The 24,431-nt window shown below is 61.4% G+C and carries 34 protein-coding genes; 21 read left to right on the top strand and 13 right to left on the bottom strand.

Going from position 1 to position 24,431, the window contains the following annotated elements; translation table 11 throughout:
- Nucleotides 1-47: 47 nt before the first annotated feature.
- The 6 genes from gmk to BM173_RS04500 all read left to right on the top strand — a co-directional run bounded on the left by gmk (nt 48) and on the right by BM173_RS04500 (nt 3,502).
- Nucleotides 48-695, top strand: a complete 648-nt coding sequence (gmk, locus tag BM173_RS04520; RefSeq protein ID WP_090477676.1) for a guanylate kinase — start codon at nt 48-50, stop codon at nt 693-695.
- A gap of 2 nt (nt 696-697) precedes the next feature.
- Nucleotides 698-1,456 (top strand): helix-turn-helix domain-containing protein, encoded by a 759-nt coding sequence (locus BM173_RS04515; RefSeq protein WP_090477673.1) that lies wholly within the window; start codon nt 698-700, stop codon nt 1,454-1,456.
- A gap of 111 nt (nt 1,457-1,567) precedes the next feature.
- The gene (locus BM173_RS04510) at nt 1,568-2,074 is read left to right on the top strand and encodes a helix-turn-helix domain-containing protein (protein WP_090477669.1); all 507 of its coding nucleotides are present in this window, start codon (nt 1,568-1,570) and stop codon (nt 2,072-2,074) included.
- Between the two features lie 44 nt (nt 2,075-2,118).
- Entirely contained in the window at nt 2,119-2,445 is a 327-nt protein-coding gene (locus BM173_RS04505; protein ID WP_090477667.1) for a hypothetical protein, read from the top strand.
- A 35-nt stretch (nt 2,446-2,480) separates the two neighbouring features.
- Nucleotides 2,481-2,912, top strand: coding sequence for a hypothetical protein (locus tag BM173_RS14555; protein WP_177201801.1), 432 nt, complete (start codon nt 2,481-2,483; stop codon nt 2,910-2,912).
- A 5-nt stretch (nt 2,913-2,917) separates the two neighbouring features.
- On the top strand, nt 2,918-3,502 hold the full coding sequence (locus tag BM173_RS04500; RefSeq protein ID WP_245755786.1) for a JAB domain-containing protein: 585 nt from the start codon (nt 2,918-2,920) through the stop codon (nt 3,500-3,502).
- A gap of 83 nt (nt 3,503-3,585) precedes the next feature.
- Here the strand turns inward: BM173_RS04500 and BM173_RS04495 are convergent, their stop codons facing one another.
- Genes BM173_RS04495 through BM173_RS04485 form a run of 3 tightly spaced genes read right to left on the bottom strand, consistent with a single transcriptional unit; the run spans nt 3,586 to nt 6,731 of the window.
- Nucleotides 3,586-4,392 (bottom strand): SDR family oxidoreductase, encoded by an 807-nt coding sequence (locus tag BM173_RS04495; protein WP_090477662.1) that lies wholly within the window; start codon nt 4,390-4,392, stop codon nt 3,586-3,588.
- Nucleotides 4,393-4,406: 14 nt separating this feature from the next.
- Nucleotides 4,407-5,546, bottom strand: a complete 1,140-nt coding sequence (locus BM173_RS04490) for an acyl-CoA dehydrogenase family protein (RefSeq protein ID WP_090477659.1) — start codon at nt 5,544-5,546, stop codon at nt 4,407-4,409.
- A 3-nt stretch (nt 5,547-5,549) separates the two neighbouring features.
- Nucleotides 5,550-6,731, bottom strand: coding sequence for an acyl-CoA dehydrogenase family protein (locus BM173_RS04485; protein WP_090477656.1), 1,182 nt, complete (start codon nt 6,729-6,731; stop codon nt 5,550-5,552).
- A 179-nt stretch (nt 6,732-6,910) separates the two neighbouring features.
- Here BM173_RS04485 and BM173_RS04480 point away from each other — a divergent pair, with 179 nt between their 5' ends.
- The 10 genes from BM173_RS04480 to BM173_RS04435 all read left to right on the top strand — a co-directional run bounded on the left by BM173_RS04480 (nt 6,911) and on the right by BM173_RS04435 (nt 14,848).
- Nucleotides 6,911-7,771: an SDR family NAD(P)-dependent oxidoreductase gene (locus BM173_RS04480; RefSeq protein WP_090477654.1), complete on the top strand. Its 861-nt coding sequence runs from the start codon at nt 6,911-6,913 to the stop codon at nt 7,769-7,771.
- Nucleotides 7,771-9,207, top strand: a complete 1,437-nt coding sequence (locus BM173_RS04475; RefSeq protein WP_090477652.1) for an MFS transporter — start codon at nt 7,771-7,773, stop codon at nt 9,205-9,207. The genes BM173_RS04480 and BM173_RS04475 overlap by 1 nt, the downstream gene beginning before the upstream one ends.
- Nucleotides 9,208-9,279: 72 nt before the next feature.
- Complete coding sequence (locus tag BM173_RS04470) at nt 9,280-10,626, top strand: acyl-CoA dehydrogenase family protein (RefSeq protein ID WP_090477648.1); 1,347 nt, start codon at nt 9,280-9,282, stop codon at nt 10,624-10,626.
- A complete protein-coding gene (locus tag BM173_RS04465; protein WP_090477645.1) occupies nt 10,626-11,714 on the top strand; it encodes a Zn-dependent alcohol dehydrogenase in 1,089 nt (362 codons plus the stop codon). Before BM173_RS04470 ends, BM173_RS04465 begins: the two co-directional genes overlap by 1 nt.
- The gene (locus BM173_RS04460; protein WP_245755752.1) at nt 11,714-12,799 is read left to right on the top strand and encodes a phosphotransferase family protein; all 1,086 of its coding nucleotides are present in this window, start codon (nt 11,714-11,716) and stop codon (nt 12,797-12,799) included. The genes BM173_RS04465 and BM173_RS04460 overlap by 1 nt, the downstream gene beginning before the upstream one ends.
- Before the next feature lie 48 nt (nt 12,800-12,847).
- Nucleotides 12,848-13,672 (top strand): 2,3,4,5-tetrahydropyridine-2,6-dicarboxylate N-succinyltransferase, encoded by an 825-nt coding sequence (gene dapD / locus BM173_RS04455; RefSeq protein ID WP_090477642.1) that lies wholly within the window; start codon nt 12,848-12,850, stop codon nt 13,670-13,672.
- A gap of 76 nt (nt 13,673-13,748) precedes the next feature.
- Nucleotides 13,749-14,078 carry a hypothetical protein gene (locus BM173_RS04450; RefSeq protein ID WP_090477639.1) on the top strand — a complete coding sequence of 110 codons (330 nt, stop codon included), beginning with the start codon at nt 13,749-13,751 and terminating at the stop codon, nt 14,076-14,078.
- A gap of 17 nt (nt 14,079-14,095) precedes the next feature.
- Nucleotides 14,096-14,323, top strand: a complete 228-nt coding sequence (locus BM173_RS04445; RefSeq protein ID WP_090477636.1) for a hypervirulence associated TUDOR domain-containing protein — start codon at nt 14,096-14,098, stop codon at nt 14,321-14,323.
- A 4-nt stretch (nt 14,324-14,327) separates the two neighbouring features.
- Nucleotides 14,328-14,519: a DUF3008 family protein gene (locus tag BM173_RS04440; protein WP_090477633.1), complete on the top strand. Its 192-nt coding sequence runs from the start codon at nt 14,328-14,330 to the stop codon at nt 14,517-14,519.
- Nucleotides 14,519-14,848 carry a DUF3140 domain-containing protein gene (locus BM173_RS04435; RefSeq protein WP_090477631.1) on the top strand — a complete coding sequence of 110 codons (330 nt, stop codon included), beginning with the start codon at nt 14,519-14,521 and terminating at the stop codon, nt 14,846-14,848. Before BM173_RS04440 ends, BM173_RS04435 begins: the two co-directional genes overlap by 1 nt.
- A gap of 3 nt (nt 14,849-14,851) precedes the next feature.
- Here the strand turns inward: BM173_RS04435 and BM173_RS04430 are convergent, their stop codons facing one another.
- Nucleotides 14,852-16,126 carry a dipeptidase gene (locus BM173_RS04430; protein ID WP_090477629.1) on the bottom strand — a complete coding sequence of 425 codons (1,275 nt, stop codon included), beginning with the start codon at nt 16,124-16,126 and terminating at the stop codon, nt 14,852-14,854.
- Nucleotides 16,127-16,202: 76 nt separating this feature from the next.
- Here BM173_RS04430 and BM173_RS04425 point away from each other — a divergent pair, with 76 nt between their 5' ends.
- Nucleotides 16,203-16,493: a DUF427 domain-containing protein gene (locus BM173_RS04425; RefSeq protein WP_090477627.1), complete on the top strand. Its 291-nt coding sequence runs from the start codon at nt 16,203-16,205 to the stop codon at nt 16,491-16,493.
- Entirely contained in the window at nt 16,490-16,891 is a 402-nt protein-coding gene (locus BM173_RS04420) for a DoxX family protein (protein ID WP_090477625.1), read from the top strand. The genes BM173_RS04425 and BM173_RS04420 overlap by 4 nt, the downstream gene beginning before the upstream one ends.
- Before the next feature lie 3 nt (nt 16,892-16,894).
- Here BM173_RS04420 and BM173_RS04415 read toward each other — a convergent pair whose 3' ends face one another.
- A complete protein-coding gene (locus tag BM173_RS04415; RefSeq protein WP_006833160.1) occupies nt 16,895-17,146 on the bottom strand; it encodes an SWIB/MDM2 domain-containing protein in 252 nt (83 codons plus the stop codon).
- A 35-nt stretch (nt 17,147-17,181) separates the two neighbouring features.
- Nucleotides 17,182-17,763, bottom strand: a complete 582-nt coding sequence (locus BM173_RS04410; protein ID WP_090477624.1) for a YbhB/YbcL family Raf kinase inhibitor-like protein — start codon at nt 17,761-17,763, stop codon at nt 17,182-17,184.
- A gap of 234 nt (nt 17,764-17,997) precedes the next feature.
- Between BM173_RS04410 and BM173_RS04405 the strand changes: the two genes are divergently transcribed.
- Nucleotides 17,998-19,404, top strand: a complete 1,407-nt coding sequence (locus BM173_RS04405; protein ID WP_090477622.1) for a S41 family peptidase — start codon at nt 17,998-18,000, stop codon at nt 19,402-19,404.
- A gap of 8 nt (nt 19,405-19,412) precedes the next feature.
- On the opposite strand, the gene BM173_RS04400 is transcribed toward BM173_RS04405, so the two are convergent.
- Genes BM173_RS04400 through BM173_RS04390 form a run of 3 tightly spaced genes read right to left on the bottom strand, consistent with a single transcriptional unit; the run spans nt 19,413 to nt 21,266 of the window.
- A complete protein-coding gene (locus BM173_RS04400; protein ID WP_090477620.1) occupies nt 19,413-19,865 on the bottom strand; it encodes a DUF3429 domain-containing protein in 453 nt (150 codons plus the stop codon).
- A 58-nt stretch (nt 19,866-19,923) separates the two neighbouring features.
- Nucleotides 19,924-20,346 carry a COG3650 family protein gene (locus BM173_RS04395; RefSeq protein WP_245755751.1) on the bottom strand — a complete coding sequence of 141 codons (423 nt, stop codon included), beginning with the start codon at nt 20,344-20,346 and terminating at the stop codon, nt 19,924-19,926.
- Entirely contained in the window at nt 20,343-21,266 is a 924-nt protein-coding gene (locus BM173_RS04390) for an alpha/beta hydrolase fold domain-containing protein (protein WP_090477618.1), read from the bottom strand. The genes BM173_RS04395 and BM173_RS04390 overlap by 4 nt, the downstream gene beginning before the upstream one ends.
- A 111-nt stretch (nt 21,267-21,377) precedes the next feature.
- On the opposite strand from BM173_RS04390, the gene BM173_RS04385 reads away from it, so the two are divergent.
- On the top strand, nt 21,378-21,929 hold the full coding sequence (locus BM173_RS04385; RefSeq protein WP_143089565.1) for a hypothetical protein: 552 nt from the start codon (nt 21,378-21,380) through the stop codon (nt 21,927-21,929).
- 79 nt (nt 21,930-22,008) lie between these two features.
- On the opposite strand, the gene BM173_RS04380 is transcribed toward BM173_RS04385, so the two are convergent.
- The 4 genes from BM173_RS04380 to BM173_RS04365 form a co-directional block, all read right to left on the bottom strand.
- The gene (locus BM173_RS04380; RefSeq protein ID WP_090477615.1) at nt 22,009-22,587 is read right to left on the bottom strand and encodes a fasciclin domain-containing protein; all 579 of its coding nucleotides are present in this window, start codon (nt 22,585-22,587) and stop codon (nt 22,009-22,011) included.
- Nucleotides 22,588-22,753: 166 nt separating this feature from the next.
- On the bottom strand, nt 22,754-22,963 hold the full coding sequence (locus BM173_RS04375) for a hypothetical protein (RefSeq protein ID WP_090477613.1): 210 nt from the start codon (nt 22,961-22,963) through the stop codon (nt 22,754-22,756).
- 83 nt (nt 22,964-23,046) lie between these two features.
- Complete coding sequence (locus BM173_RS04370; protein ID WP_090477611.1) at nt 23,047-23,259, bottom strand: cold-shock protein; 213 nt, start codon at nt 23,257-23,259, stop codon at nt 23,047-23,049.
- Between the two features lie 212 nt (nt 23,260-23,471).
- Nucleotides 23,472-23,816 carry an HPF/RaiA family ribosome-associated protein gene (locus BM173_RS04365; protein ID WP_090477610.1) on the bottom strand — a complete coding sequence of 115 codons (345 nt, stop codon included), beginning with the start codon at nt 23,814-23,816 and terminating at the stop codon, nt 23,472-23,474.
- Between the two features lie 157 nt (nt 23,817-23,973).
- Between BM173_RS04365 and BM173_RS04360 the strand changes: the two genes are divergently transcribed.
- Nucleotides 23,974-24,393 carry a pyridoxamine 5'-phosphate oxidase family protein gene (locus tag BM173_RS04360; protein ID WP_090477608.1) on the top strand — a complete coding sequence of 140 codons (420 nt, stop codon included), beginning with the start codon at nt 23,974-23,976 and terminating at the stop codon, nt 24,391-24,393.
- Nucleotides 24,394-24,431 lie beyond the last annotated feature (38 nt).

Below are 24,431 nucleotides of genomic sequence, written 5' to 3'. Positions count from 1 at the left end.
TCGTCCACGGGCTTGATCATTGCCCGTCAGATGCGCCAACAGCGCGCATGGCCGATTCCACACCTGCACAGGAAGCGCTCGCTCGACGCGGGCTCATGTTCATTCTTTCCTCCCCCAGCGGAGCGGGAAAGACGACCATCTCGCGCATGCTGCTGGAAGCGGATGACGAGATCAAATTGTCGGTCAGTGTCACCACCCGCCCTCCCCGCCCCGGCGAGAAGGACGGCGTCCACTATTACTTCGTGGACGATGCCGAGTTCGACCGCATGGTCGAAGAAGACGATTTCTACGAATGGGCGACGGTCTTCGGCCATCGCTACGGCACGCCGAAGGGCCGTATCCGTGCCGCGCTGAAAGGCGGGCAGGACTTCCTCTTCGACATCGACTGGCAAGGGACGCAGCAGCTGTACCAGAAGGACCAGCAGGACGTCGTGCGGGTCTTCATCCTGCCGCCCAGCATCGATGAATTGCGCCGTCGCCTCGAATCGCGGGGGCAGGACGAAAAGGCAGTGATCGATGCCCGCATGGAGCGCGCGAGGGCAGAAATCAGTCACTGGGACGCTTATGATTACGTCGTCATCAACGAGGACGTGAATGCGTGCTTTGCAAAGGTTCGCGAAATCCTGGACGCCGAACGCATGAAACGGCAGCGCCAGACAGGGCTCATCCCCTTCGTGCGTGAATTGATGAGCTGATCATGGCTGACGGAGTGGCAAGCCTGACCGATCGCGAACGCGAAGTCCTCCGCTTGCTGCTCGCCGGCCACACGGCCAAGACCATTGCCATCGAGCTCGATCTTTCCGTTCACACCGTCAATGACTACCTGCGAGAGGCCCGCAAGAAACTGGGGGTCTCGACCAGCCGGGAGGCCGCGAGAATCTTGGGGGATACGGAGGCGCAGCCCCCCTCCAGATTTGGGACCGAACAAATGGGGATGCCCCCGGCAGCTATGGATGTGGATACTCCGACCCCATCGCAACAGCCGGGGGAAAGGTCATACCTCCCCTGGATTATCGGAGGTATTCTTATGTTCGCAGCAGCCATCGCAGCCGCACTTCTCCTTTCTTCTGCCGGATCGGCCGAGGTCGAGCAGACCGCGACCGAAACGAGTGCTCAGGACGCGGTCATCGAGACCGCAGCGCGCAATTGGGTGCGCCTGATCGACAATGGCGACTATGCGCAAAGCTGGGCGCAGGCCGGACCTATGTTCAAGTCCGCAGTAACCGCCGAAACCTGGGAAGCCCAGGCGGCGCCTGTCCGGGAACCGCTAGGCGCACTGGTGTCGCGCCAGCTCAAGACCGTTTCGGCTCACTCCGCTTTGCCCGGAGCGCCGGAGGGGCAGTACATGATTGTCACCTTCGGGACGGATTTCGCAGAAGCGAGCGGGACTACGGAAACCGTCGTCATGAGCCTGGAAGAAGGCAGCTGGGGCGTGGTCGGGTACTTCATCAAGTAAGCCGGCGGGCCGCGGGCCAGGAATCCTTGCCAAAAGGATACTGCCAAATCCGACGCTTCTTCCCTCCCCGAGTATTGGCGCGGGCCAGGGAAGAAGCTAAGGTTAAGGCGAATGGATCCCCAAAGATCATATGACGTATTCGGGCGCCTGACGGACAAGCAGCGCGAGGCGCTGGATCTTGCCGCGCGAGGTTTCACCTCGAAGGAGATCGCGCGCCAGCTCGACATCTCTCCCCACTCGGTCGACAAGCGTATCGACGCGGTACGTACGCAGCTCGATGCGATGCCCCGCCAGAGGCTCGTGCGTGAGTTTCGCGAGTGGGACGAGAGGTGTCATTCAATCACCGGTGGGCAGATCACCGTCGAAAACAATCCGGATCCGGGGTCAGAAGAAAGCACGCAGTCGACAGGTGAAACGCTTGTCTTTGGCGATGCTCTGGTCCTCGGGTCGCAAGAAACAAGAGAGAGCCAGGCTCGCCGGCTGCGGTCGGGGATCAGACCGTCTGATCTGAGCGTGGGCTGGCGACTTCTGCTGGTCCTGATGGCCGCTTTCCTCGCCGCGGCAGCCTTCGTGCTGGTGGTGGCAGCAGGCAATGTCCTGGGGGACCTGCTCAGCTGACGGTCGTCGATCCCCGGCATTCAAATGCCAAGACGAGGATCGCAATGCTTGACCGTAACTCCGCCACCGCCCGGCTCACACGCCAGATGCAATCGACAGAGAGCGCCGTTTCCGACGCTCTCATTCAGTCGCTTTCCCTGATGCACACCGCAGCTATGGCACAGCGCGATATCGATGCAGATGCGCACGATAGCCAGGCCGCCCTCCTGCGTATGGGCAAGCTGATCGACGGGCTTCTTTCCGCTCAATCCGCCGCGCTGCGGGTTCATGGCCAGCTGGCAGACATCGCCCGCGAGGTGAACGGACCGGATGAGCCGACCTGTCCCGATCGCGAATTCTTCACAACGGGCCTGACCGCAAATGCCGGCTGATTGCTTTTTGGATCGAGATCGGTCAGCGCGCATGGATGGCCCGGTTCCTCCTGCAAGTCGCGCTCGTAATTCTCGTCGTGCTTTTCGCCCTGCGGAAGGGCGGGAAGCCGGAGCGGCAAATCGCGCTGATCCTCTTCGGGATGCTGGCTGCGAACACGCTCTACGGTTTGATCGTCGGCTGGTGGTCGGACTATGATCAGATACCCTGGTATCGGGTCGTACTCGACTGCATCGGTTTCGGCCTCATCCTCACAGTCGCATTGCGTGCCGACCGTTGGTGGCCGCTATGGGTAAGTGGGGTCCAGCTACTCTCCGTCCTCGCGCATCTGTTGCGCGCGATAGACGCCGATCTTCATCCCTTGGTGTACGCCATCATGGATCGCTGGCCGTACTGGATGGCAATCGGCCTGACGGCTTTGGGAACGTACTTGCACGCAAGCCGAGCGAAAACCGCCTCGAGCGATTGACGAATATGCTGGAAGGTCGCCATCCCGATCCGGGAAAGGCGGCGGAACAGCTATTGAGCCAGTCCAGCCCAATCGTCTCGCTTCATGGCATGCAGGCCGGTGACCGCGAAACGGTCGGCCCGGTTTGTCCTCAGCGTTGGACGCTCGGCATGGTCCTTGCCCGGTGGTTGGTCCGCCTGGGCCTGACACGGGAAGAGCCTGTCCCTAGCGAACCGCTGACAGAGACGCGGAGCGAGCTGCGCCAGAAGCTGTTCGATTCAATGAGCCGCCTGGAAACCGAACGCATGGTGGCAATCTTCGCAGATTCCGCCGGGCGGATAATCTCTCAGGAACTGGTCGCAGAAGGCGATAAGGGGCAACTGCGCCTGTCCTTGCGGCAACTCTTCACCAAGGCTCTCAAAAGAGACGCCAAGCGCATGATTATCGCCCACAACCACCCTTCGGGTTGTGCATCCCCCAGCGAAAACGATGTTTCCAGCACCAGGCGACTGGACGAGTATGCCCGTAGCCTGGGCATCACGCTCGAAGATCACCTTATTATCGGGGCGGCGGATATTACCAGCATGCGCACGCTGGGGCTGCTCGCGTAAGACACACCGAGGCGTAGAAAAAAGTCGGGGGCAGTCGAACCGCTTCGACCGTCCCCGATTTCATACGTTTCACAGAGAAGGTGTCAGCGGCCGCCCGCCGGATCGGCAAAGTGCGTCGGCAGGTGCGCATTCACGATGCCGCCATCGACTGCAATCGTTTCACCGACCGTATAATCGCCCGCACGGCTGGCGAGGTAGACGCAGCTGCCGCCCATATCGAACTTGTCTCCGACGCGCTTGTTCGGAATTCCCGCAGCGCTCGCTTCGGCATGGTCGCGCGCGACCTTGTTCATGTTCGACGGGAATGCGCCCGGAGCGATACCGGTTACGTAGACATGGTCCTTCACCAAACGTGCGGCCATGCGGCGCGTCAGGTGGATCAGCGCAGCCTTCGATGCCTGATAGGAATAGGTCTCCCACGGATTGATCCGCAGACCGTCGATGCTGGCGATATTGATGACCTTGCCCGGCTTGTCCTGGCTGGCCTCGGCCGTCAGCAATTTGTGCAGGCGCTGGGTCAGGAAGAACGGTGTCTTAACATTGAGGTCCATGACCTTGTCCCACCCGTCTTCCGGGAAGTCGAGGTAGTCGGCGCCCCATGCGGCCCCGGCATTATTGACCAGGATGTCGAGCTTGCTTTCGCGGCCGGAAATCTCCGCGACCAGTTCGTCGATGCCTTCCAGGGTCGAGATGTCGCCCTGGATCGGAACGACCCGCTCGCCCAGTTCCTCGGCGGTTTCGTGCAATTCACCGCCCTTCCGCGCGGTGATGTAGACCCTCTCGCATCCTGCAGCGAGAAAGCCTTCGACGATCATGCGGCCGATGCCGCGGCTGCCGCCGGTGACCAGCGCATTGCGGCCCTTGAGGCTGAACATATCTTCGAGTGTCATTGTCTCTCTCCCGCTCAATAGCCGCTCATGTCGGCCACGCGGCCTGCGTGGTAGTACATGTCGCCGAGGAACTCCTGCAGCGCGCGATCACGTTTCATGTATAGGCCGATGTCGTATTCGTCGGTCATGCCGATACCGCCGTGCATCTGCACGCCTTCCTTGACGGCGAGGCCTGCAGCCTTGGCGACCTTGGCCTTGGCGACCGAAGCCATGAGGTCGGCTTTCTCGCTTCCGCCGTCGAGCAGCTGGGCAGCTTTCATCGTTACCGCACGGGCGATCTCCACTTCGGAATAGAGATGCGCTGCACGGTGCTGCAACGCCTGGAATTCGCCGATAAGCTTACCGAACTGCTTGCGCTGTTTGAGGTAGTCGACGGTCATGTCCATCGCCCCGCTGGCGACACCGACGCCTTCTGCGGCGGCACCGATGCGGCCTGCAGTCAGCATGGCGTTGAGGATTTCGCGGCCCCCATCAACTTCACCGATCACGGCATCGCCATCAAGCTCGACGCCGTCGAACTTGGTGTGCGTGGCCATCGAGCTGTCGACGAGGCGAACGGCATCGTGGCTCATGTTGGCCGCGTCCTTTGGCACTGCGAAAAGCGTGATGCCGTCTGCATCGTCATCGTTGCCAGAGGTGCGCGCAGCCACGACGAGCATGTCGGAGCTTGCACCATGGAGAACGAAGTCCTTCTGGCCGGTCAGCTTGAAACCGTTGCCCGACTTTTCCGCCCTGGTCTTGATGGTCTCGGGGCGATGCTTCGCACCCTCATCGATGGCGACTGTGTAGACATGGTCGCCGGAAACAAGGCCGGGAAGCCAACGCTCACGCGCATTGTTGTCAGCGTGCTTGAGCGCGGTCGCCGCCAGCACCGAACTGGCGAGGAAGGGCGACGGCGTGAGATTGCGGCCGATTTCCTCGAGCACGATGCCCGCTTCATAGCTGCCCATTCCGAGCCCGCCATCGTCTTCGCTCACCAGCATGCCGGTGAAGCCCATCTCGGCAAACTGCTTCCACAGGCCGTGGCCGAAGCCGTCCTTGCAGTCGCGGTCGCGCCAGTGGCGCAGCTGTTTTGCGATGGCACCTTCTTCGGCCATGAACTGGCTTGCGGTTTCGGCCAGCATGGCCTGGTCGTCGTCGTGATAAAGCGGCATGGATCAGGCTCCCGGCAGGTCGAGAATGCGTTTGGAAATGACGTTGAGCATGACTTCGCTCGTGCCGCCCTCGATGGAATTGGCCTTGGTACGGAGCCAGTTACGCGCGGGCTTGCCGCCACGCGTTTCCTCGCTTTCCCATTCTAGGGCCCTGCTGCCGCCAGCCGCCATCATCAATTCGTGGCGCGTCTTGTTCAGCTCCGTCCCGACATATTTCATCATGTTGGGCTGTGCGGGATGGCCCTTGCCGGCCTTCATCTCGTCCAGGAATTTCTCGCCCATGGCCGAGTAGGCCAGCGCGTCGACGTCGAACATGGCCAGCTCTGCCCGCAGCACTGCATCGAGTTCACCGCTCATGCGCTTCATCGCCGCACCGATGGCCGCGGTGCGATCGCCGCCGCCGGCACCCGAGATCATCTCGCGTTCGTGGCCGAGCAGGTACTTCGCCACGTCCCAGCCGCGATTGATTTCGCCGACGTAACCGGGGATGTCCTCGCCATAGGATTTGGGCACCTTCACATCGTCCATGAAGGTTTCGCAGAACGGGCTGTTGCCGCTGATCAGTTTGATCGGCTTGGTCGAGACACCGTCGCTGGTCATGTCGAACAGCATGAAGGTGATGCCCTGGTACTTGTTTTCCTTGTCCGTGCGGACGAGGCAGAAAATCCAGTCGGCTTCGTCGGCATAGGAGGTCCAGATCTTCTGGCCGTTGACGATCCAGTGATCGCCCTTGTCCTCGCCGAATGTCTGCATGGACACGAGGTCGGAGCCGCTACCGGGCTCGGAATAACCCTGGCACCAGCGGATTTCGCCGCGAGCGATTTCGTTGAGGAATTTCTGTTTCTGCCCTTCGGTGCCGAATTTGAGCAGCGCCGGGCCGAGCATCCAGATACCGAAGCTCGACAGCGGGGGACGAGCACCGATGCGCGACATTTCCTGGCGCAGGATCTTGCCTTCGGCCGGCGTCAGACCGGCACCGCCATAGGCTTCCGGCCATTCGGCCACGGTGTAGCCCTTGTCGCGGCAGGCCTCGAACCAGGCTTTCTGCGCGTCATTCTTGAAAGTGGCATTGCGGCCACCCCAGTAGACGTCGTCTTCGTCCTTTACGGGCTGGCGCATTTCGGGCGGACAATTGGCTTCGAGCCATTCGCGCACTTCGGCGCGGAACGCTTCGTGATCCGACATATCGGGGCTCCTCTCTGGTTCTCTCTCGTCTTGCGACTTGACGTTTACGTTAGGGTGATTCGGCGGCGCGCTGCAAGGGCGATCACGGTGAAGCGCCATGCCGTAGCGTCAGCCGGATTACGTTGACGGCAGGCATGGCTCGCCTAAGCTGAAAGGCGAGGAAAACGAGGAGAGAGAGCATGGCCGAGTCCCGGCGATTCTCCGGCAAGACCGTTGTCATTACCGGTGCCGCATCGGGCATCGGAGCCGACGCCGCGCGCCTGTTCGCAAGCGAAGGTGCGATCGTTTTCGCATCCGATATCGACGAGGACGGCGGGGCCGAACTCGTCGCGGGCAGCGCGGACGACATCCGCTTCGTGCGCTGCGATGTGTGCGATCCGTCCGACATCAAGGCGCTGATGGACCAAGCCGCAAAGGAGACCGGCGGTATTGATGTCGTGTTCAACAATGCCGGTGCCGGCGGCGCTCGTGCGCCGATCGACGAGATCGAGCCCGACGAATGGGACCGCACCTTCGATCTCCTGATGCGATCGGTCGCCATGGGCATCCGCTATGCCGTCCCGCATATGAAGGGCCGCAAGGGCGCCAACATCGTCAATGTCTCGAGTGTTGCCGCAGTGGGTCCGGGCTATTCGCCGACCGCCTATGCTGTCGCCAAGGCAGGCGTGCTTCACCTGACCAAGTGCGCCGCCACCGATCTCGCCCAATACGGCATCCGGGTGAATGCGGTGCAGCCGGGCTTCATCAATACCAACATCTTCACCAGCTCGCTCGAATTCACCGGTGAGGCAGAACGCATGGCCAAGCAGGTCATTGCGCAAATGTCCTCCCATGCGCAGCCGGTCGCACGCGGCGGCCAGCCGCGCGATATTGCCGGCACCGTTGCCTTCCTCGCCAGCGAGGCGGCGGAGTTCATTACCGGTGCGTCCATCGTCGTCGATGGCGGCATCACCCTGGGCCCGCGGCACAGCTGGGACCCCGAGACGCCAGGCATGTTCGAAGCGCTCGAGGCCATGGAGAAGGAGGGCAGGACGAACTGATGGCGTTCGTCGACGGCCCCCTGCCCCAACGGCTGAAGTTCATTCACGGCTTCGGCGCGGTCGCCTTCGGCGTAAAGGACAGCGGGTTCAGCTTCTTCCTGCTGATATTCTACAACCAGGTCCTGGGCATGGATGCCGGAATGGTCAGCCTGGCGCTTGGCGCCGCGCTGCTGTTCGACGCCGTGATCGACCCGATCCTCGGAAACCTGTCCGATCGCACATACACACGCTGGGGCAGGAGACTGCCCTGGCTCTATACCGCCGCGCTTCCATTGGCGCTGGCCTGGGCCGTGCTGTGGAACCCGGTCATTGACGGCACACCCAGTTTCTGGGAATTGCTCGGCATCGCTGTTGTCGTGAGAGTGCTTCTATCCGCCTGCGAAGTCCCCTCAGTCAGCCTCGTGCCCGAGATTACTGCCGATTACGACGAGCGCACCACCCTGTTCCGCTATCGCTATCTGTCCGGGTGGATCGGCGGGATCCTCATGATGCTGCTTGCCTACACGGTCTTCATGCCGGGGCAGGACGGGATGTTGCAGGCAGGCGGATACAGCATGTTCGGCCTGTTCGGGGCCGGGCTGATGTTCGTTTCGGTTGTCGGCTCTGCCCTCGGCCAGCACTATCTCGTCGCCAAGCTACCGGAAAAGCGCCCCGAGCCATTCAGCATCAAGGGCAGCTTCGACGAGATCCGCGATGCTTTCTCCGAACGCGCCTTCCTCATTTTCGTAGCCGGCGGGCTGGCCGCCTACGTCAGCCAGGGCATGACCTTTTCGATCACGAACTACGTCAACCTGTTCGTCTGGCAGTTCGACCGGGTCGAGCTGATCATCTATCCGATCGTGCTGTTCGTCAGCGTCGTGATGATGTTCTTCGTTGTCGGCCCCATGCACCGCGACTGGGGCAAGCCGAAAAGCGCCGTCATCGGTTCGATCACCTCGATGGTCCTTGGCCTCACGCCCTACACCCTGTTCCTGCTCGGTTTCTGGCCGGAACCTGGCACCGCATTGTCGACCACGCTGGTGTTCGCCTTCCTTGTATTCGCCAACCTGTTCGGCATCGTCGTCATGATTTCGGGATCCTCGATGATCGCCGAAATCGTGGAGGCTTACGAAGAGCGGACTGGGCGCCGCGCGGAAGGCAGCTTCTACGCAGGTAACTGGTTCGTCCAGAAATGCGCGACCGGCGTCGGCATCCTGCTGACCGGCCAGATCATCAGCGCCGCACAAATGCCGGAGAACGCACGCCCCGGTTCGGTTTCCTTCGAAGTGCTGAGTGAAATGCTATTGCTTTACGGCGGTGCGATGGTCGTGCTGGCATTCGTCGCAGCCTATTGGCTCGGCCGCTTCCCGATCGACCGTGCCCAGCATGAAGCGCGCATCGCCGCATTGGATGCCGTGGCCCGCGGAGATATCGACGCGGGCACCTCGGTTCCGTGAATTACCCCCTTGGCGCGGCTGGCTCGCTCTGCCAGTTTCGCAACGCAACTTATTTGATGAGAGGACATTACGATGGATTTCGAACCCACTGAAAGGCAAGTCTACTGGCGCGACCGGGTGAGGAACTTCATCGAAGACCATGTCCGCCCCGCTGTCCCCACCTACAAGGAACAGGACGCCGAAGGCGATCGCTGGAAAGTCATCCAGGTGGTCGAGGACCTGAAAGCCAAGGCCAAGGACCAGGGCATCTGGAACCTGTTCATGCCGCCGCGCAATGACAGCCACCACCATGTCGACGAGACCTTCGATTTCGAAGGCCCAGGCCTCACCAACCTCGAATATGCGCTTTGCGCCGAGGAAATGGGCCGCATCGGTTTTGCCTCGGAGGTCTTCAACTGCTCGGCGCCCGACACCGGCAACATGGAAGTGTTCTTCCGCTATGGCACACGCGAACAGAAGGAAGAGTGGCTCGAGCCGCTGATGAACGGCCGTATCCGTTCCGCCTTCCTCATGACGGAGCCGTTCACCGCCAGCTCCGACGCGACGAACATCGAAACCCGCATCGAGCGCGATGGCGACGAATATGTCATCAACGGACGCAAATGGTGGTCGTCCGGCGTGGGCGATCCGCGCTGCAAGGTCGCCATCGTAATGGGAAAAACCGATTTCGAGGCAAAGCGCCACGCGCAGCAATCGATGATCCTCATGGCGATGGACGCTCCGGGTGTGAAGATCCTGCGCCACCTCCCCGTCTTCGGTTATGACGATGCCCCGCACGGGCACATGGAAGTGGAGCTCACGGACGTCCGTGTCCCAGTCACCAATATGCTGCTGGGCGAAGGTCGCGGCTTCGAGATCGCTCAAGGCCGCCTCGGCCCGGGCCGCATCCACCATTGCATGCGCACCATCGGCGTCGCCGAAGAAGCGCTGGCCAAGATGTGCCAGCGTCTCCAGGAGCGCGAGGCTTTCGGCAAGCCGATCTACAAGCACTCGGTCTGGGAAGAACGCGTTGCGCGTGCCCGTATCGACATCGACATGACCCGCCTGCTCTGCCTCAAGGCCGCCGACATGATGGACAAAGTCGGCAACAAGTCGGCGAAGCAGGAAATCGCCATGATCAAGGTGCAGGCACCGAACATGGCGCTCAAGATCATCGACGATGCGATCCAGGCCCATGGCGGCGGCGGTGTGTCGGACGATTACGGCCTCGCCAATGCCTATGCTCACCAGCGCACCTTACGTCTGGCAGACGGGCCGGACGAGGTTCACGCCCGCTCCATCGCACGCATGGAATTCGCCAAGCACATGCCGAAGGAAGGCCCCACTTCCAACGCACTTCGTGGCGGCAATGCGCATTCGGCAAGTGCCGGTAGCGCTGCTGCAGGCTTCAGCTCGGGCGACGTAGGAGCGACGCGCTAATGGCAAAGGCGGCAATTCTCGAACAGGTCGGCGGCTTGACGATCGGCGAGGTGGAACTCGCCGATCCGGCCCCGCATGAAGTGCTGATCGACACCAAGGCCTGCGGCCTGTGTCATTCGGACCTGCACTTTATCGAAGGCTCCTACCCCCACCCGCTTCCGGCCATTCCCGGCCACGAGGCCGCGGGCGTGGTGCGCGCAGTCGGCAGCGAAGTGAAGACCGTCAAGCCCGGCGATCACGTCGTATCTTGCCTGTCGGCATTCTGCGGTCACTGCGAGTTCTGTGTAACCGGCCGCATGGCGCTGTGTATGGGCGCCGACACGCGTCGCAGTCAGACGGCTGACCCGCGCATCATGCGCGCGGACGGCAGCGGACCGGTGGCGCAGATGCTCAACCTGTCCGCGTTCTGCGAACAGATGCTGATCCACGAGAATGCCTGCGTCGCGATCGACAAGGAAATGCCGCTGGACCGCGCTGCCATTATCGGCTGCGCGGTGACGACGGGTGCCGGTGCGATCTTCAATGCCTGCTCGGTCGTGCCCGGTGAAGCTGTCGCCGTCGTCGGCTGCGGCGGGGTCGGCCTCGCGACGATCAATGCCGCGAAAATCGCAGGCGCCGGCAAGGTCATCGCGCTCGATCCCATTCCGGAAAAACGCGAACTGGCCAAGGTCCTGGGCGCAACTCACGCAATCGATGCCATGGCGGACGATGCCGTCGAACAGGTCATGAAACTGACCGGAGGCGGCGTGCATCACGCGATCGAGGCTGTGGGCAGGCAGGCTTCGGCCGACCTCACTGTGAAGCTGCTGCGCCGCGGCGGTACGGCGACGATCCTCGGCATGATGCCGCTCGACTGCAAGGTCGGCCTCGGCGCCATGGACCTCCTCTCCGGCAAGAAGCTGCAGGGCGCGATCATGGGGATGAACCATTTCCCGGTCGACCTGCCGCGCCTCGTCGACTTCTACATGCGCGGCCTGCTCGATCTCGACACGATCATCGCCGAACGAATCCCGCTGGAGAAGATCAACGACGGCTTCGAAAAGATGAAGGCCGGGCATTCGGCGCGCAGCGTGGTGGTATTCGACTGATGAGCGACACGGGCATGCCGGAAATCGATTTCGACAAGGAAATGGTCGGCACCATCGAGGTGCCCGAACGTGACCAGCTGGACATGGACAGGCTGACCGCGTGGTTCGAAGCCAATGTCGAAGGCTTCAAAGGGCCTATATCCTATTCGAAGTTCAAGGGCGGCCAGTCGAACCCGACCTACCGGATCGACACGCCGGAGCGCTCCTACGTCCTGCGCCGCCAGCCCTTTGGCAAATTGCTGCCGAGCGCGCATGCGGTGGACCGCGAATACAAGGCCATGCACGCACTCGGCCCGACCGGCTTTCCGGTGCCGAAGACTTATGGCCTTTGCGAAGACCCGGTTGTAATCGGATCGAAGTTCTTCGTCATGGGCCTGGCCGACGGGCGCTCGCTTTGGAACGGCGCCCTGCCCGGCGTCGATCCTGCCGACAGGCGCGCAATCTACAACGCCATGATCGACACGATGGCAGACCTGCACCTGCGCAAGCCGGACAAGATCGGTCTCGGCGACTACGGCAAGCCGACCGACTATTGCGCGCGCCAGATCGCGCGGTGGTCCAAGCAGTACAAGCTCTCCGAAACAGAGCACATGCCCAAGATGGAGCGGCTGATCGAATGGCTGCCGCAGACCATCCCCCCGCAGCACGAGAGCAGCGTGGTCCATGGCGATTACCGGCTCGACAACCTCATTTTCGAGAAAGACGAGAACAAGGTCCTCGCCGTGCTCGACTGGGAGTTGTCGACGCTGGGCGATCCCATCGCGGACTTCAGCTACCTGATGCTCAACTGGCATAACCCCGCAGACGGGCGCGCGGGTGTACTGGGCCTCGACCTCGAGAAACTCGGCATTCCCACGCAGCAGGAAGCGGTTGATCGCTATGTCGCGCGCACCGGTTATCCCGTCCCGCCGATGGACTGGTACTTCGCCTATAACCTGTTCCGGCTCGCCGGCATCATGCAGGGCATCAAGAAGCGGGTAATCGACGGCACCGCATCCAGTGCCCACGCCAAGGCGATGAGCGAAAGGGTCGGACCGCTGGTCGACCGCGCCTACGACTTCGCCGTGGCCGCGGGGATGGACTAGCGCGGTAACGCTGCTAACGACCTCTCCGAAATCAATACGGAGACCAGCATGAGCGCCGACCTCGAAAGCCGCATCGAAGCCGCGTGGGAAGACCGCGCCAACGTCACCCCGCAGAGCACCGAGGTGCGCGAAGCGGTGGAGGCGGGTCTCGCCCTGCTGGACAGCGGCGAAGGCCGAGTGGCCGAACCCGACGGCAAAGGTGGCTGGACGGTCAACCAGTGGTTGAAGAAAGCAGTTCTCCTGTCCTTCCGCCTCAACGACAATGTCGTCATGGAAGGCGGCAGCGCCGGTCATCCGGCCTTCGACAAGGTGCCGAGCAAGTTCGCCGGCTGGGACGACGCGCGTTTCCGCGAGGCGGGTTTCCGCGTGGTACCAGGCGCTATCGCCCGCGAAGGCTCCTACATTGCGCCGGGCTGCGTCCTGATGCCGAGCTTCGTCAACATCGGCGCCTATGTCGGCAAGGGCACGATGGTCGATACCTGGGCCAGCATCGGTAGCTGCGCGCAGATCGGCGAGAACTGCCACATCTCGGCAGGTGCAGGCATCGGCGGCGTGCTGGAGCCCATGCAGGCAAACCCGACGATCATCGGCGACAACTGCTTTATCGGCGCGCGTAGCGAAATCGTGGAAGGCGTGATCGTGGGCGAAGGCAGCGTCGTCGCCATGGGCGTTTTCATCACCCAGTCCACCAAGATCGTCTATCGCGACACGGGCGAGGTCATTCGCGGCCACATCCCGCCCTACTCGGTCGTCGTGCCCGGTTCGCTGCCGGGCAAGGACGGTGGCCCCGGCCTCGCCTGTGCGGTCATCGTAAAGACCGTGGACGCCCAGACGCGCGAGAAAACCGGGATAAACGACCTCCTGCGCGACTGACCCGGGCGGAACATAAGCCCGCTTTGACCGTAGAAAGCCCTGAAACGCGGGATCGCGCAAAACAGGGAGTATTCGCGTGCACAAAGAAGGTGACGAAATTCATATCGACGAGCAGGAAGCGAGCGGCGGCTCCAAGGAAGGCGTCGTGCGCTGGATCCTTGCCGGCGGGCTGATCCTTGCCGTCCTCCTGATGTCGATCGTCTGGATCATTCCGGCGATGACGCAGGGCGATATCGAAGAAGAAGCGACCGTCAGCGGCGAGATTTCGTCGATGGAAGGCGGCGACGATACCGACAGCATCGTCGGTGTGCCCAGTGAAACCGACCTTGGTAACGACCAGGACGCATCGGAACCTCTCGAAGACCAGACGACTTATGACGACGGTGTCGAAGTTATTGAAAACTAAGGAGCCGAGGTGACCTCATGAGCAATTCGAACAGTTTCCAGACCGATCAGTACGTCAAGTGGGATTGGGGCAATGGCACTGCAAAGGGCCAGATCAAGGACCGGTTCGAACGTGAGGTCACTCGCACCCTCCAGGGCAGCGAAGTCACCCGTGACGGCAGCGAAGACAATCCCGCCTACCTGATCAAGCAGGAAGACGGCGACGAAGTCCTGAAGCTTGGTTCAGAGCTCGAAGCGCAGGACTGACACCATGCCAAAAGCCAAATCCAAGGCGCAGCAGCAGGCTGCGGGCGCCGCCCTTGCAGCCAAGCGCGGCGAAACCGACAAGTCGGACCTACAGGGTGCTTCCGTGGAAATGTACGAAAGCATGTCCGAGAGCGAACTGGAGGAAATGGCTTCCACCGACCGTTCCGACCTGCCCGAAACTGCAGACGACGATTGATGGATCAGGAGAAGAAGGACGATGTCTACGACGAGTTTTACGACTGCGTGAACATGCAGCCGAAGGAACTCGAAGAATGGCTCGACACCGAGGAATCCAGATCGGTCGGCGATAGCGAAGGTGGTGAAAGCACGGGTCACAAGTCGGGGCGCAGGATCGTCGAGATCAAGCGCACGAACAAGGATGACCTGTCAGACGATCAGTATGATCACATGAACAAAGTGATCGGCTATATCCACCGTCACCTTGCCCAGAAACCGTCCGGCGATATCGAGAACAGCGACTGGCGCTATTCACTCAAGAACTGGGGTCACGACCCCTGTAGATAGGGTTCAGTTTTCCGCCGCGCGCGGGGCGCCAACCGCATACTCGATCGGAGCCACGCCCGAACGGCTTGCTGCATAGGCTTCCGCCTCGCGCATCACCCGCATCATGTTGCGGCTCGCTATCTTCTCTAGATCAGCCTGCGAATATCCGCGGCGCGCCAGTTCGGCGAAGAGCGCGGGATATCCGGTTACGTCTTCCATCCCGACCGGGCCGGTGGGCATGCCGTCATAATCGCCGCCGATGCCGATATGGTCGATCCCGGCGACATCGCGCACGTGATCGATATGGTCGGCCATGTCGGAAATGGTCGACGCGGGCTGCCGGTTGTTCGCCTCCCACCGCGCAAGCTCGGCGGCCACGGTGCCCGGCAGGCCGGGGTAAAGCGCTTTGAGCCGCGCCTCTTCCGCCGCCTTGTTCGCGGCATGCTGGCGCAGGTCTTCGGTGATGAACCATGGCAGGGCGACGACCATGACGATCCCGCCGTTTTGCGGCAGCCGAGCCAGTACGCTGTCGGGAACGTTGCGCAGGTGACCGGTCACCGCGCGCGCACCCGAATGGCTGAAGATGACCGCAGCCCCAGCAACGTCCAGCGCGTCGTGCATTGCCTCTTCGCTGACATGGCTGAGATCGACGAGCATGCCGATCCGGTTCATTTCGCGCACCACGTCCATCCCGAAATCATTCAGCCCGCCATGACGCGGGGCATCGGTCGCGCTGTCCGCCCAGTCCAGCGTACGACCGTGCGTCAGCGTCATGTAGCGCGCGCCCATCGCATACATCTGGCGCAGCACGGCCAGGCTGTTGCCGATCGAATGTCCACCTTCCATCCCCATCAGCGAGGCGATCTTACCCTCGGCCATGGCGGCTTCGACATCGTCCGCCGTCAGCGCGAGCGCCATGGCATCGGAATTGGCCTCGATGAGGCGCTTGGTCACGTCGATCTGCTCGATCGTTGCCTGCACCGCTTCGGGTTCGGGCAAGGAAGCGCTGACATAGACCGACCACCACTGCGCGCCGACCTTGCCTCGGCGAAGACGCACGAGATCGCTATGCATGGCAGCGCGCACATCCGTGGCTGTGTCCAGCGTATCGCTGAAATCGAAATCGTTGATCCGATTGTCGAACCGGGCTCGCAGCTGGATCGGCACATCGTTGTGGCCGTCCCATACCGGCGCCGCCTCAAGCGCGGCGGCAGCGACTGCATCGGCCCTGTCCTGCGCGGCGACCGGGCCAGTCGCGAGACACGACGTCACAAAGAATGCTGCGGCGATACGGATCATGTAATATCTCTCCTCGGAACGGGGCGTGTCCGGCGGCTGTTGTAGCGATACAAAGCGCGAATGAAAGGACCTAGGTATGACTGTAACGGCACTTTGGAACGGCGAGGAAATCGCGCGCAGCGACGAGACCCTGGTCGTGGAAGGAAATCATTATTTCCCCCCGTCCTCGGTAGCCCGCAGCGCACTGGTGCCGAGCGACAAGACGACCGTGTGTTCTTGGAAGGGCGTGGCGCAATATCACTCGATCAATGCGGGAGGCGACATCAACACCGATGCCGCTTGGTATTACCCCAATCCAAAGGATGCGGCGGGCGAGATCAAGGATCACATCGCTTTCGGTAATGGCGTCGAGGTAGTCGAAGAGTGATCCGTGTCGCGCTACGCTGGATCCTGGCCGCCTTCTATGCACTGGCGGGGTGGGCGCATATCGCCGATCCTGCCCCGTTCCTGACGATCATGCCTGATGCCGTCCCGGCCCCCGAAGCCGTGGTGTTCTGGACGGGCATCGCTGAAATCGCGGGCGCAATCGCGCTGGTGCAACCGTGGTCGCGCAATCTGAGGCGGTGGGGCGGGATAGGATTGGCGCTCTATGCGCTTTGCGTCTTTCCGGCGAACATCAATCATTTCATGATGGATATGGCGCGCGAAGATAACGGCCTGGGGCTTGCCTATCATGTGCCCCGCATGGTGGCCCAGCCGATCCTGATCTGGCTGGCCTTGTGGGTCGGCGGCGTCACGGACTGGCCGCGACGCCGCCCAACCTGATGATCAGCTCATGTGCTTGGAAACAGCACCGGTCATCTTGAACATGGAAATCTGTTCCTTGCCGATGACGGCTCCGAGCTTGTCGTCGGGATTGATCATGCGGCGATCCTTCGAATCCTGCAGGTCGTTCGCCTTGATGTGATCCCACACCTTGGACGTGACCTGGGCGCGGGTCATCGGACCCTTGCCGACCACATTCTCAAGCTCGGGCGAGAGGTTCACCGGCTTCTGCAGTGCGTTGTTCTTGCCAGCCATTTCAGGTTCCTTTCAGTTGGCTTTTCTTGGTATTATCAGATGTCGAATTCATCTTCGGCATCCCATTCTTCGACCTCATGGCCTTCGAAACGGGCCGTGAGGATCGCGACCGCGGTGACGTGGTTCGCCATGGTCTTGATCAGGTCTTCGTGCTTCGCGCCCGGCATCAGCGTCAGCGGCAGATCGAGCGCGAACAGCTGGAAGGCGTAGCGATGCTGGACCCCCAACGGCGGGTCGGGAAGCAACCATTCGGAGTTGCCCTTCGCGTTCTTGCCCGTGCGCGGCGGCACTTCGCCTTCGAACAGGGCGCCTTTCTGTGCCTTGAGACCCCAGACGAGCCAGTGGACGTCGCCGCGCTCTATATCCTCGACGACGAGAACGAGTTCCTGCGAACCCGGGGGCGGCGCGGTCCATTCCAGCGGCGGGGCAACCGCGTCGTCTTCGCAAGCGGTGAAGCTGGGATCGAGTTCGCCGCCATGCTTGAACGCAGGGCTGGTCATGGAGAAGCCCGACCGAGCCAGCGCCTTTTCTTCTGCGACACGGGCTGCAGTCAATTCGGCTTTCACCTCGCCTTCTCCGACAGCCTTCTGGATCCAGTCTGGAACCACCGTACTCACCACTCGAACTCCGTAATTTCGGGCGCAATGCCCCGATTAGCCGCCAAGACTAGGCACAGCGCCGGAGGAAACGCCACCACGGGAGAGCGAATTTGCACCGTTTTGAGGAGAAATACGCCCTGTTTTCCACCGAAAGGCGATAACTGACACCGCGCTCTTGCTCACAAGGGGTTAATTGCGCAATCACTAGGCAGCCTTGCGGCGGTAATCGCCGGGGTTCTGGAGGGAAATACTATGCCTGTGGGTCGCACCATTCTGACTGCTACGCTTGCCGTGTCTCTTGCCGCTTGCGGAGGCGGAGGCGACAGCAGTCCGTCAGGTCCCGTCGTTGGCGGCGGAAGCAGCGGTGGCGGCGGGAATACGACCTGCTCCCTGTCGGCCCGGCAGGATTGGGCGCGCGACGTTCTCAACGAATGGTATCTCTTCCCCGACTTGTTGAACCTCAACGTCAACAAGGCTCAATATTCCGATGTGCAAAGTTACATCGATGCCCTGGTCGCGCAGGCTGCCGCGCAGAACAAGGATCGGGGATTCACCTATCTCACTTCCATCCAGGAAGAGAACGAGGCTCTCCAGGGTTCGCGCGCAGGCCTCGGTATCCGCCTTACCACCGACGGCGTGAGCAGGCTCTTCGCAGCCGAAGTATACGAGACAGGCCCCGCCTTCGACGCAGGCTTCGACCGCGGCACCGAAATCCTTTCGATCAACGGTCAATCCGTAGAAGCCCTGTTTCAGAGCGGCGGCACCAACGCAGTGCTCAATGCCCTTGGTCCGAGCGACCCGGGGGTCAGGCGCGACTTCACTATCCGTGGCACTGACGGCGTGACGCGCAATGTCAGCGTGACCAAGGCAGATTACACGCTCGACCCGATTTCGGACCGCTACGGCGTCGTTATCCTCAACGATGGAACCGATAACGTCGCCTACATCAACCTGCGCACCTTCTTCTCCCAAGATGCGGACCCGCAATTGCGCGCCGCATTCCAGCAATTGAAGGCGCAGGGCATCACCAAGATTATCCTGGACCTACGCTATAACGGCGGCGGCCTGGTAGATGTCGCCAACACCCTGGGCGACTTGATGGCCGAAGGGCTGGAAGGGCAAGTCTTCTCGAAAACCGTCCTTCGTCCGTCGAAGAGCGCCGAGAATTCGACCGAGCTATTCCAGAACATTCCAGAGCAGATTGCCGTCACTAAACTTGCCGTGATCGGCACGCGAAGCACCGCGTCTGCCAGCGAACTGGTGACCAACTCCTTCATCCCCTACCTTGGCGAAAATCTCGCTTTGGTCGGCTCCAATACGTTCGGCAAGCCAGTGGGGCAGTTCGCCTTCGACCGGTCGGCCTGCGATGATCGCCTGCGGGCCGTGACGTTCAAGACAGTGAATGCCAACGACCAGGGCGAGTACTTCGATGGCCTCGCCAGCGTGGTCCAGAAGACCTGTGCGGCACCGGATAATATCTTCGAGCCGCTGGGCGACCCTGCCGAACCTTCGATCAGCGCAGCTCTCGATTTTATGGCCGGACGCTCTTGCACGTCGATCACCGGCGTCCAGAGCGCCCAGTCGAGCACTTCCAAACGCCGGCTGCTGGTCAAGGATCGTCCCAGCGAATTCGAGAGGACCAACCCCGGTCTTTACTGATCCGGGCGTTACGCCAACGCAGTTGCGATCGTAGCCGATCCGAGCAGCACGGATAACGGCACCCGCAACTGCATCCACCAAGGCGGCGCCAGCCGGCCGAGGCGTGCGTCCACGCCCAGACTGAGCAGCAGTGCAGCGCCCAGCATGACCAAAGACGGTTCCGGCGTGCTCGACCCGACAACCATCGGGGCAAGGCTAGCAAGGGCGACGAGGCTGGGCGTAACGGCTGCGATCCAGACCCAGCGCAAGGCGCTACGCCTTTCGGCAGCGGGTGCCCCCGCCGCCAAGCCCCACCACATGCCTCCAAGGAAGCTCAGGATCAGGGCGGCGTAGACAGCAGCGATGCCTCGAGCCGCATCGTGCCAAGCCTCGGGGCCGAACAGGACGATTGCCACGCAGGCCATTTGCGGCAACAGGCCTGCCAGGCCGAGCCACTTCGGATAGCTTGGAATTTCACGCATTCTTCGTCAGCTTTCTATCCGGCGTTCGGTTCCGATACGCTTTCGCAATTCCGCGCGATCAAGGCATTTCGGGCCCGCTAAACGGCTGCCTGTCCGTGTAGCCGCACCCGACCAGTTGATCCGCCCCCCATGAAATCGTGACTGTATAGGGATAGGTGCGATCGCTCATCCCGTCGGAACAATCCCCGGGTGTCACCATCGCATCGAAGCTCTCGCCCTCCAGGCGGCCCGAGAAGCTGATCCCGTTGAGACCCGCGAAACGTTCGACCGGGAAACTGGTACCTTCAAGGTTTTCGGGACTGCTGAAAGTAGCTTCATCGCCCTCGATCTCGACGCTCCAGAAAGGTTCTGTCCCCGCAAGGCTGACGACTTCGTCATCCGCAATCCCGGAAAAGGCCTCGGCGTCGTCCTCGATCTCGCTGTTTCCAGCCCCGCACCCGGCCAGGAATGCGAGCGATAGAAGGGTGGGTATGGTTTTCACTGCGCAGCTTCCTTGTGCAATTTCCGCATAAACGACGCCGCTTCCTCTAGCGCTGCGGCGCCTTCGGGTATCGGCAGTATCATCCAGACATGCTGCATGCGATCCGCTTCTCGATAGAGAGCAGGCGGGTTTCCGGCGGCTTCCATCTTGTCGCGCAGGCGGCGGGCATCGACCAGCAGGATGTCGCGCGTGCCGACGAAAATGCCGGTGGGCGGCAAATCGTCCAGATTCCCGAACAGGGGGCTAAGCCTTGTGTCTTCGAGGTCCAGCCCGCCCGCATACCGCCTGCCGCACGCTTCCAGTCCCTGGGGCGAGAGCAACTTGTCGTAGGGGTCGATCGCAGCCATTCCTTCGCCAGACGCGCTGGCATCCACCCATGGCGAGAACAGCGTGAGGGAATTCGGCAGCGCCTCGCTGTCCTTGGCGAGATCCTGTGCCAGCGCCAGCGCCATGCCGCCGCCCGCGCTGTCGCCCGCAATTGCGATATTCCCGGCGCCATATTTCTGCGCCAGCTCGTCATACAAGGCCCGCATTGCCGGGAGCGTGGTCTGGACCGTCACTTCCGGTGCCAAGGGATAGATCGGAACGCTCGCCGATGCCTCGGCATGACTGCAGAGCTTGACGATTGCATCCCAATGCAGCGCTGCGATATCCATGACGTAACCGCCGCCGTGAAAATACAGGAGATGAAGACCCGATTTTTCGCCGGTCTCGCGGGGTTCCAGCGAGACCAGCGGATAGCCTCTGCTTGTGTCCTCACTAATCACGAAGTCGCTGTGCGCACTCTTTGAGGGGCGGGGCGATTGTGCCCGGCGCATCTTGGATATCCTCTTGTCCATCTTGTCGGGCTGGGAAAAGAAGCGCTTGATCCCGAGCAAAGGCAGGACAAATTCGAAAACACGCGCGCGCAAACTGACCATCAATCGCTCCCTCAATATCCAGGACGGACGTTAGCGAAGGTGGAGGAAACACTCCAGCAGGCCAAGCCTCGCATGCGGGAACCCATCGGGGGGGCGTTTTGTTGTTTTTGCATGAAGATCAGTCCTCACCTCCTAGTCGCCGCGGCAGTCGTGGCAGTCGGTGGCGCGGTCGGCGGTAGTGCTATCGGCGACAGCCCGATCATTGCGCGCTCTTCGCAGGATAGCTTGCCCGAAGCGCAGGTTGCATTCGTACCTCAAACACCACGTAAAGCCTCCGAGCGGCCACCAAACCAATACCCGCTACAGACCGACGAAGGAACGATTCCGGTTGCCGAATTGGCACTGCATGGCCGTTATCGGGACACCGCTCACGCACGTTCCATGCTCCGGGCCAATCGCCAGGAGCAGGCTACGCTTGCAAGTGTCGAGCAGTATTATTCCGACGCGGATGTCGAGCGCTTAGCTCATAGCGACCTGAACGCAGATCGATCGCAGCAGATGTCGGCGGGGTATGTTCCGCAGCAGCAGCCTCCCGAACAGAAGCAGGCTGTGACTCCTCCGCAGCCGGCTCCCACTTCCGCCCAGGCAAACTCGGGTGAGGTGCGGATCGGCAATGCCAAGTCGATCGACGTCGCGGCCGCCCTGAAAGATAGGCGGTTCTAGACTTTTCTTCTCATCACTGGACATGAAAAAGGCGGCCCCTCGCAGGGCCGCCTTTTCAGTTTGGAATTGAAGCCTCAGCTTACTGGGGCATCAGGACCGTATCGATCACGTGGATCACGCCATTCGATGCGGCGAGATCGGTTGAAGTCACGGTCGACGTACCTCCGGCAGCGTCGGTCAGCACCACATTGCCGTCCACTACATTGGCAGTCAGCGTGCCGCCGTTCACGGTGTTGATAGTGTATCCGCCTTCACCTGCATCGGTGATCGCCTGCGTCAGCGTAGCGGCGTCGACGTTACCTTCCACGACGTGATACGTCAGGATGTTGCCGAGCGTTTCGGTATCATTGGTCGTCAGCTCGGTCAGCGTTGCTTCCGGAATCTTGGCAAACGCATCATTCGTCGGCGCGAACACGGTGTACGGACCTTCGCCCGAAAGCGTTTCGCCGAGGTTAGCTGCGGTCACGGCGCTCACCAGCGTCGAGAAGGTTTCGTCACCCTGTGCAACTTCGACGATCGTGCCCGGGGCCATGTCGTCATTCGTCATCTGGTCAGCAGCGGCATTGTCATCATAGCCCGCATTGTCGGCCGGTTCTTCGGCGCACGCGGCGATCGCGAGCGAGGCGGCAGATGCGAGAGCAATTGTCAGCTTTTTCATGTGTGTACCCTTTGTATGCTTTTACAGCGCAAAAACAGCCGGCCCACCCGACTGGCGCTTCGCAAGACAAACGGGCGACACGATGAGAATGTTCCGAATTTGTCGGGAATGTGGCAAGCCGAGTAAAACTTGCGATAGGGTGTTTCGAAAGGCCTGACGGCAGGAATCAGGAGGAGGCGGCAGCCTCTCGTTCGGCCGCTTTCTCCAACTCGATCTTTTCGCGGCGCTTGGCGACGGCGCGCGCTTGTTTGGCCAATCCCAGCCATGTCGCCTCGGAGCGCAGCGCACGCTGACGGACATTGTCGAGCGTGGCCTTTTTCGCCTCGGCTGCAGCCTCGCTGGCTCGTGCGGAGTAGAATTCGTAAGTCTGGCTCATCTCGTGGCTCCGTAAGGAAAAAACGATAGAATTCGCGCGCCGCGGAGCTCGTGGCTCCGGCGGCGCGCGAAAAGTATCTTGGCTTAGTCGGCAGCCGAGAGGTTCACGGCGCTTTCCTTGCCGTTGCGACCCTGCTCAACGTCAAAATTCAGACGCTGGTCCTTGTCGAGGGTCTGCATGCCAGCGGCCTGAACTGCCGTGATGTGCACGAAGCTGTCGGGCGAACCGTCGTCGGGCTGGATGAAGCCATAACCCTTGTCGGCGTTGAAGAATTTTACGGTGCCAGTCTTGGCCATGTGGTGTTCCTTTCAAGAACGTATTTGCCCGCGCAGCAGCGTGCCGCATGGGTCGTGCGTCAAATCGTCCGATGAAAGGAAAACGTCGTCTGGTTTGCGCCGGGGCCCTTGGGAAAAAGGGCAGGCGGCGGTCGTCAAAATCCGAAGTCCGTCGCAAATTTCGACGTCAGCGAGGGCGCACTATCATGCCCTCGCCGAAACGCCTAATTTAATTACAGAACCTTGTCGGGACGCGCATCGTGACCGTGCCGCTCAGCCTTGCCGAACTGCCTTTCGAGCCGCTGGGCAAGCGTGCGCGCAGCCTTGCTGGCCGCATCGTCGACCTTGGATGCGTGTTCGGTGACCCCTATGGGCTTGCCGCCACGGGGCCGCGCCTCGATCATGCAGGCCTTGTCGTCGGCGCCGTGCTTTGGTCCGTTTTCGTCACGTACATGGATCTCCACCCGTGTGAGCCGGTCCTCGAACCTTGCGAGCTTGTCACGCACGCTGGCTTCAATGCGTTCCGCGACGTTTTCCGTGCCCATTACCGAACTGTCGGAATTGAACTGGACCTGCATGGGTAAGCTCCTTTGTGTTCTTTCTCTAACCCGTCCCACCTATCGATATGGGTGCTTTTACAGCGCTTTCCAGCACAATCGCATGCATCCGCGCCGCCGGGCACCAATCGCAGATCCGCCCGTTGACTTGGCACTATCCCTCCAGCCGGAGAACCCCATGTCCGACCGTTCGCTTGCCCAGATCGCCGAAAAACTCAAATCCATCGATGTCGCCATGCTGGTCACCAAGACGGGGGAAGAGGGCGCGATTGCCGCGCGGCCCATGTCGAACAACAAGGACGTGAGCGAGAGCGACGGCACCACTTTTCATTTCGCCACCGATGACGGCCGCATCGACGACGACCTCAAGCGTTCCGACGAATGCGGTGCCACCTACACCAGCGGCGAATTCTACTGCTCGGTCCAGGGCACCGGCAAGCTCCATCGCGATCGCGCTACGCTGGAGAAACACTGGGTCAAGGACCTCGAAAAATGGTTCGAAAACGGGCTCGATACCGACGGGCTAATCCTGATCGAGGTCAGCCCCCGCCGCATCGCATGGTGGGAAGGGCGCGAGCAGGGCGGACTGACGCCCTGACCCTCCGCGCTGTCGGGAACCGGAGGAAAACGGCACGA

The organism is Qipengyuania nanhaisediminis (assembly GCF_900115585.1).
GTDB lineage: Bacteria > Pseudomonadota > Alphaproteobacteria > Sphingomonadales > Sphingomonadaceae > Qipengyuania > Qipengyuania nanhaisediminis.
This window is presented reverse-complemented; position numbering and strand designations above follow the sequence as displayed.

What these genes read in the sequence shown, in the direction of transcription:
- gmk (WP_090477676.1), top strand. Translation starts at nt 48, where the DNA reads ATGGCCGATTCCACACCTGCACAGGAAGCGCTCGCTCGACGCGGGCTC.
- BM173_RS04400 (WP_090477620.1), bottom strand. Translation starts at nt 19,865, where the DNA reads ATGCGTGAAATTCCAAGCTATCCGAAGTGGCTCGGCCTGGCAGGCCTG.
- BM173_RS04485 (WP_090477656.1), bottom strand. Translation starts at nt 6,731, where the DNA reads ATGTCGGATCACGAAGCGTTCCGCGCCGAAGTGCGCGAATGGCTCGAA.
- BM173_RS04365 (WP_090477610.1), bottom strand. Translation starts at nt 23,816, where the DNA reads ATGCAGGTCCAGTTCAATTCCGACAGTTCGGTAATGGGCACGGAAAAC.
- BM173_RS04515 (WP_090477673.1), top strand. Translation starts at nt 698, where the DNA reads ATGGCTGACGGAGTGGCAAGCCTGACCGATCGCGAACGCGAAGTCCTC.
- BM173_RS04360 (WP_090477608.1), top strand. Translation starts at nt 23,974, where the DNA reads ATGTCCGACCGTTCGCTTGCCCAGATCGCCGAAAAACTCAAATCCATC.
- BM173_RS04495 (WP_090477662.1), bottom strand. Translation starts at nt 4,392, where the DNA reads ATGACACTCGAAGATATGTTCAGCCTCAAGGGCCGCAATGCGCTGGTC.
- BM173_RS04415 (WP_006833160.1), bottom strand. Translation starts at nt 17,146, where the DNA reads ATGGCTGGCAAGAACAACGCACTGCAGAAGCCGGTGAACCTCTCGCCC.
- BM173_RS04435 (WP_090477631.1), top strand. Translation starts at nt 14,519, where the DNA reads ATGGATCAGGAGAAGAAGGACGATGTCTACGACGAGTTTTACGACTGC.
- BM173_RS04370 (WP_090477611.1), bottom strand. Translation starts at nt 23,259, where the DNA reads ATGGCCAAGACTGGCACCGTAAAATTCTTCAACGCCGACAAGGGTTAT.
- BM173_RS04470 (WP_090477648.1), top strand. Translation starts at nt 9,280, where the DNA reads ATGGATTTCGAACCCACTGAAAGGCAAGTCTACTGGCGCGACCGGGTG.
- BM173_RS04425 (WP_090477627.1), top strand. Translation starts at nt 16,203, where the DNA reads ATGACTGTAACGGCACTTTGGAACGGCGAGGAAATCGCGCGCAGCGAC.
- BM173_RS04430 (WP_090477629.1), bottom strand. Translation starts at nt 16,126, where the DNA reads ATGATCCGTATCGCCGCAGCATTCTTTGTGACGTCGTGTCTCGCGACT.
- BM173_RS04440 (WP_090477633.1), top strand. Translation starts at nt 14,328, where the DNA reads ATGCCAAAAGCCAAATCCAAGGCGCAGCAGCAGGCTGCGGGCGCCGCC.
- BM173_RS04385 (WP_143089565.1), top strand. Translation starts at nt 21,378, where the DNA reads ATGAAGATCAGTCCTCACCTCCTAGTCGCCGCGGCAGTCGTGGCAGTC.
- dapD (WP_090477642.1), top strand. Translation starts at nt 12,848, where the DNA reads ATGAGCGCCGACCTCGAAAGCCGCATCGAAGCCGCGTGGGAAGACCGC.
- BM173_RS04390 (WP_090477618.1), bottom strand. Translation starts at nt 21,266, where the DNA reads ATGGTCAGTTTGCGCGCGCGTGTTTTCGAATTTGTCCTGCCTTTGCTC.
- BM173_RS04445 (WP_090477636.1), top strand. Translation starts at nt 14,096, where the DNA reads ATGAGCAATTCGAACAGTTTCCAGACCGATCAGTACGTCAAGTGGGAT.
- BM173_RS04375 (WP_090477613.1), bottom strand. Translation starts at nt 22,963, where the DNA reads ATGAGCCAGACTTACGAATTCTACTCCGCACGAGCCAGCGAGGCTGCA.
- BM173_RS04465 (WP_090477645.1), top strand. Translation starts at nt 10,626, where the DNA reads ATGGCAAAGGCGGCAATTCTCGAACAGGTCGGCGGCTTGACGATCGGC.
- BM173_RS04510 (WP_090477669.1), top strand. Translation starts at nt 1,568, where the DNA reads ATGGATCCCCAAAGATCATATGACGTATTCGGGCGCCTGACGGACAAG.
- BM173_RS04500 (WP_245755786.1), top strand. Translation starts at nt 2,918, where the DNA reads ATGCTGGAAGGTCGCCATCCCGATCCGGGAAAGGCGGCGGAACAGCTA.
- BM173_RS04490 (WP_090477659.1), bottom strand. Translation starts at nt 5,546, where the DNA reads ATGCCGCTTTATCACGACGACGACCAGGCCATGCTGGCCGAAACCGCA.
- BM173_RS04405 (WP_090477622.1), top strand. Translation starts at nt 17,998, where the DNA reads ATGCCTGTGGGTCGCACCATTCTGACTGCTACGCTTGCCGTGTCTCTT.
- BM173_RS04380 (WP_090477615.1), bottom strand. Translation starts at nt 22,587, where the DNA reads ATGAAAAAGCTGACAATTGCTCTCGCATCTGCCGCCTCGCTCGCGATC.
- BM173_RS04475 (WP_090477652.1), top strand. Translation starts at nt 7,771, where the DNA reads ATGGCGTTCGTCGACGGCCCCCTGCCCCAACGGCTGAAGTTCATTCAC.
- BM173_RS04480 (WP_090477654.1), top strand. Translation starts at nt 6,911, where the DNA reads ATGGCCGAGTCCCGGCGATTCTCCGGCAAGACCGTTGTCATTACCGGT.
- BM173_RS04505 (WP_090477667.1), top strand. Translation starts at nt 2,119, where the DNA reads ATGCTTGACCGTAACTCCGCCACCGCCCGGCTCACACGCCAGATGCAA.
- BM173_RS04460 (WP_245755752.1), top strand. Translation starts at nt 11,714, where the DNA reads ATGAGCGACACGGGCATGCCGGAAATCGATTTCGACAAGGAAATGGTC.
- BM173_RS14555 (WP_177201801.1), top strand. Translation starts at nt 2,481, where the DNA reads ATGGCCCGGTTCCTCCTGCAAGTCGCGCTCGTAATTCTCGTCGTGCTT.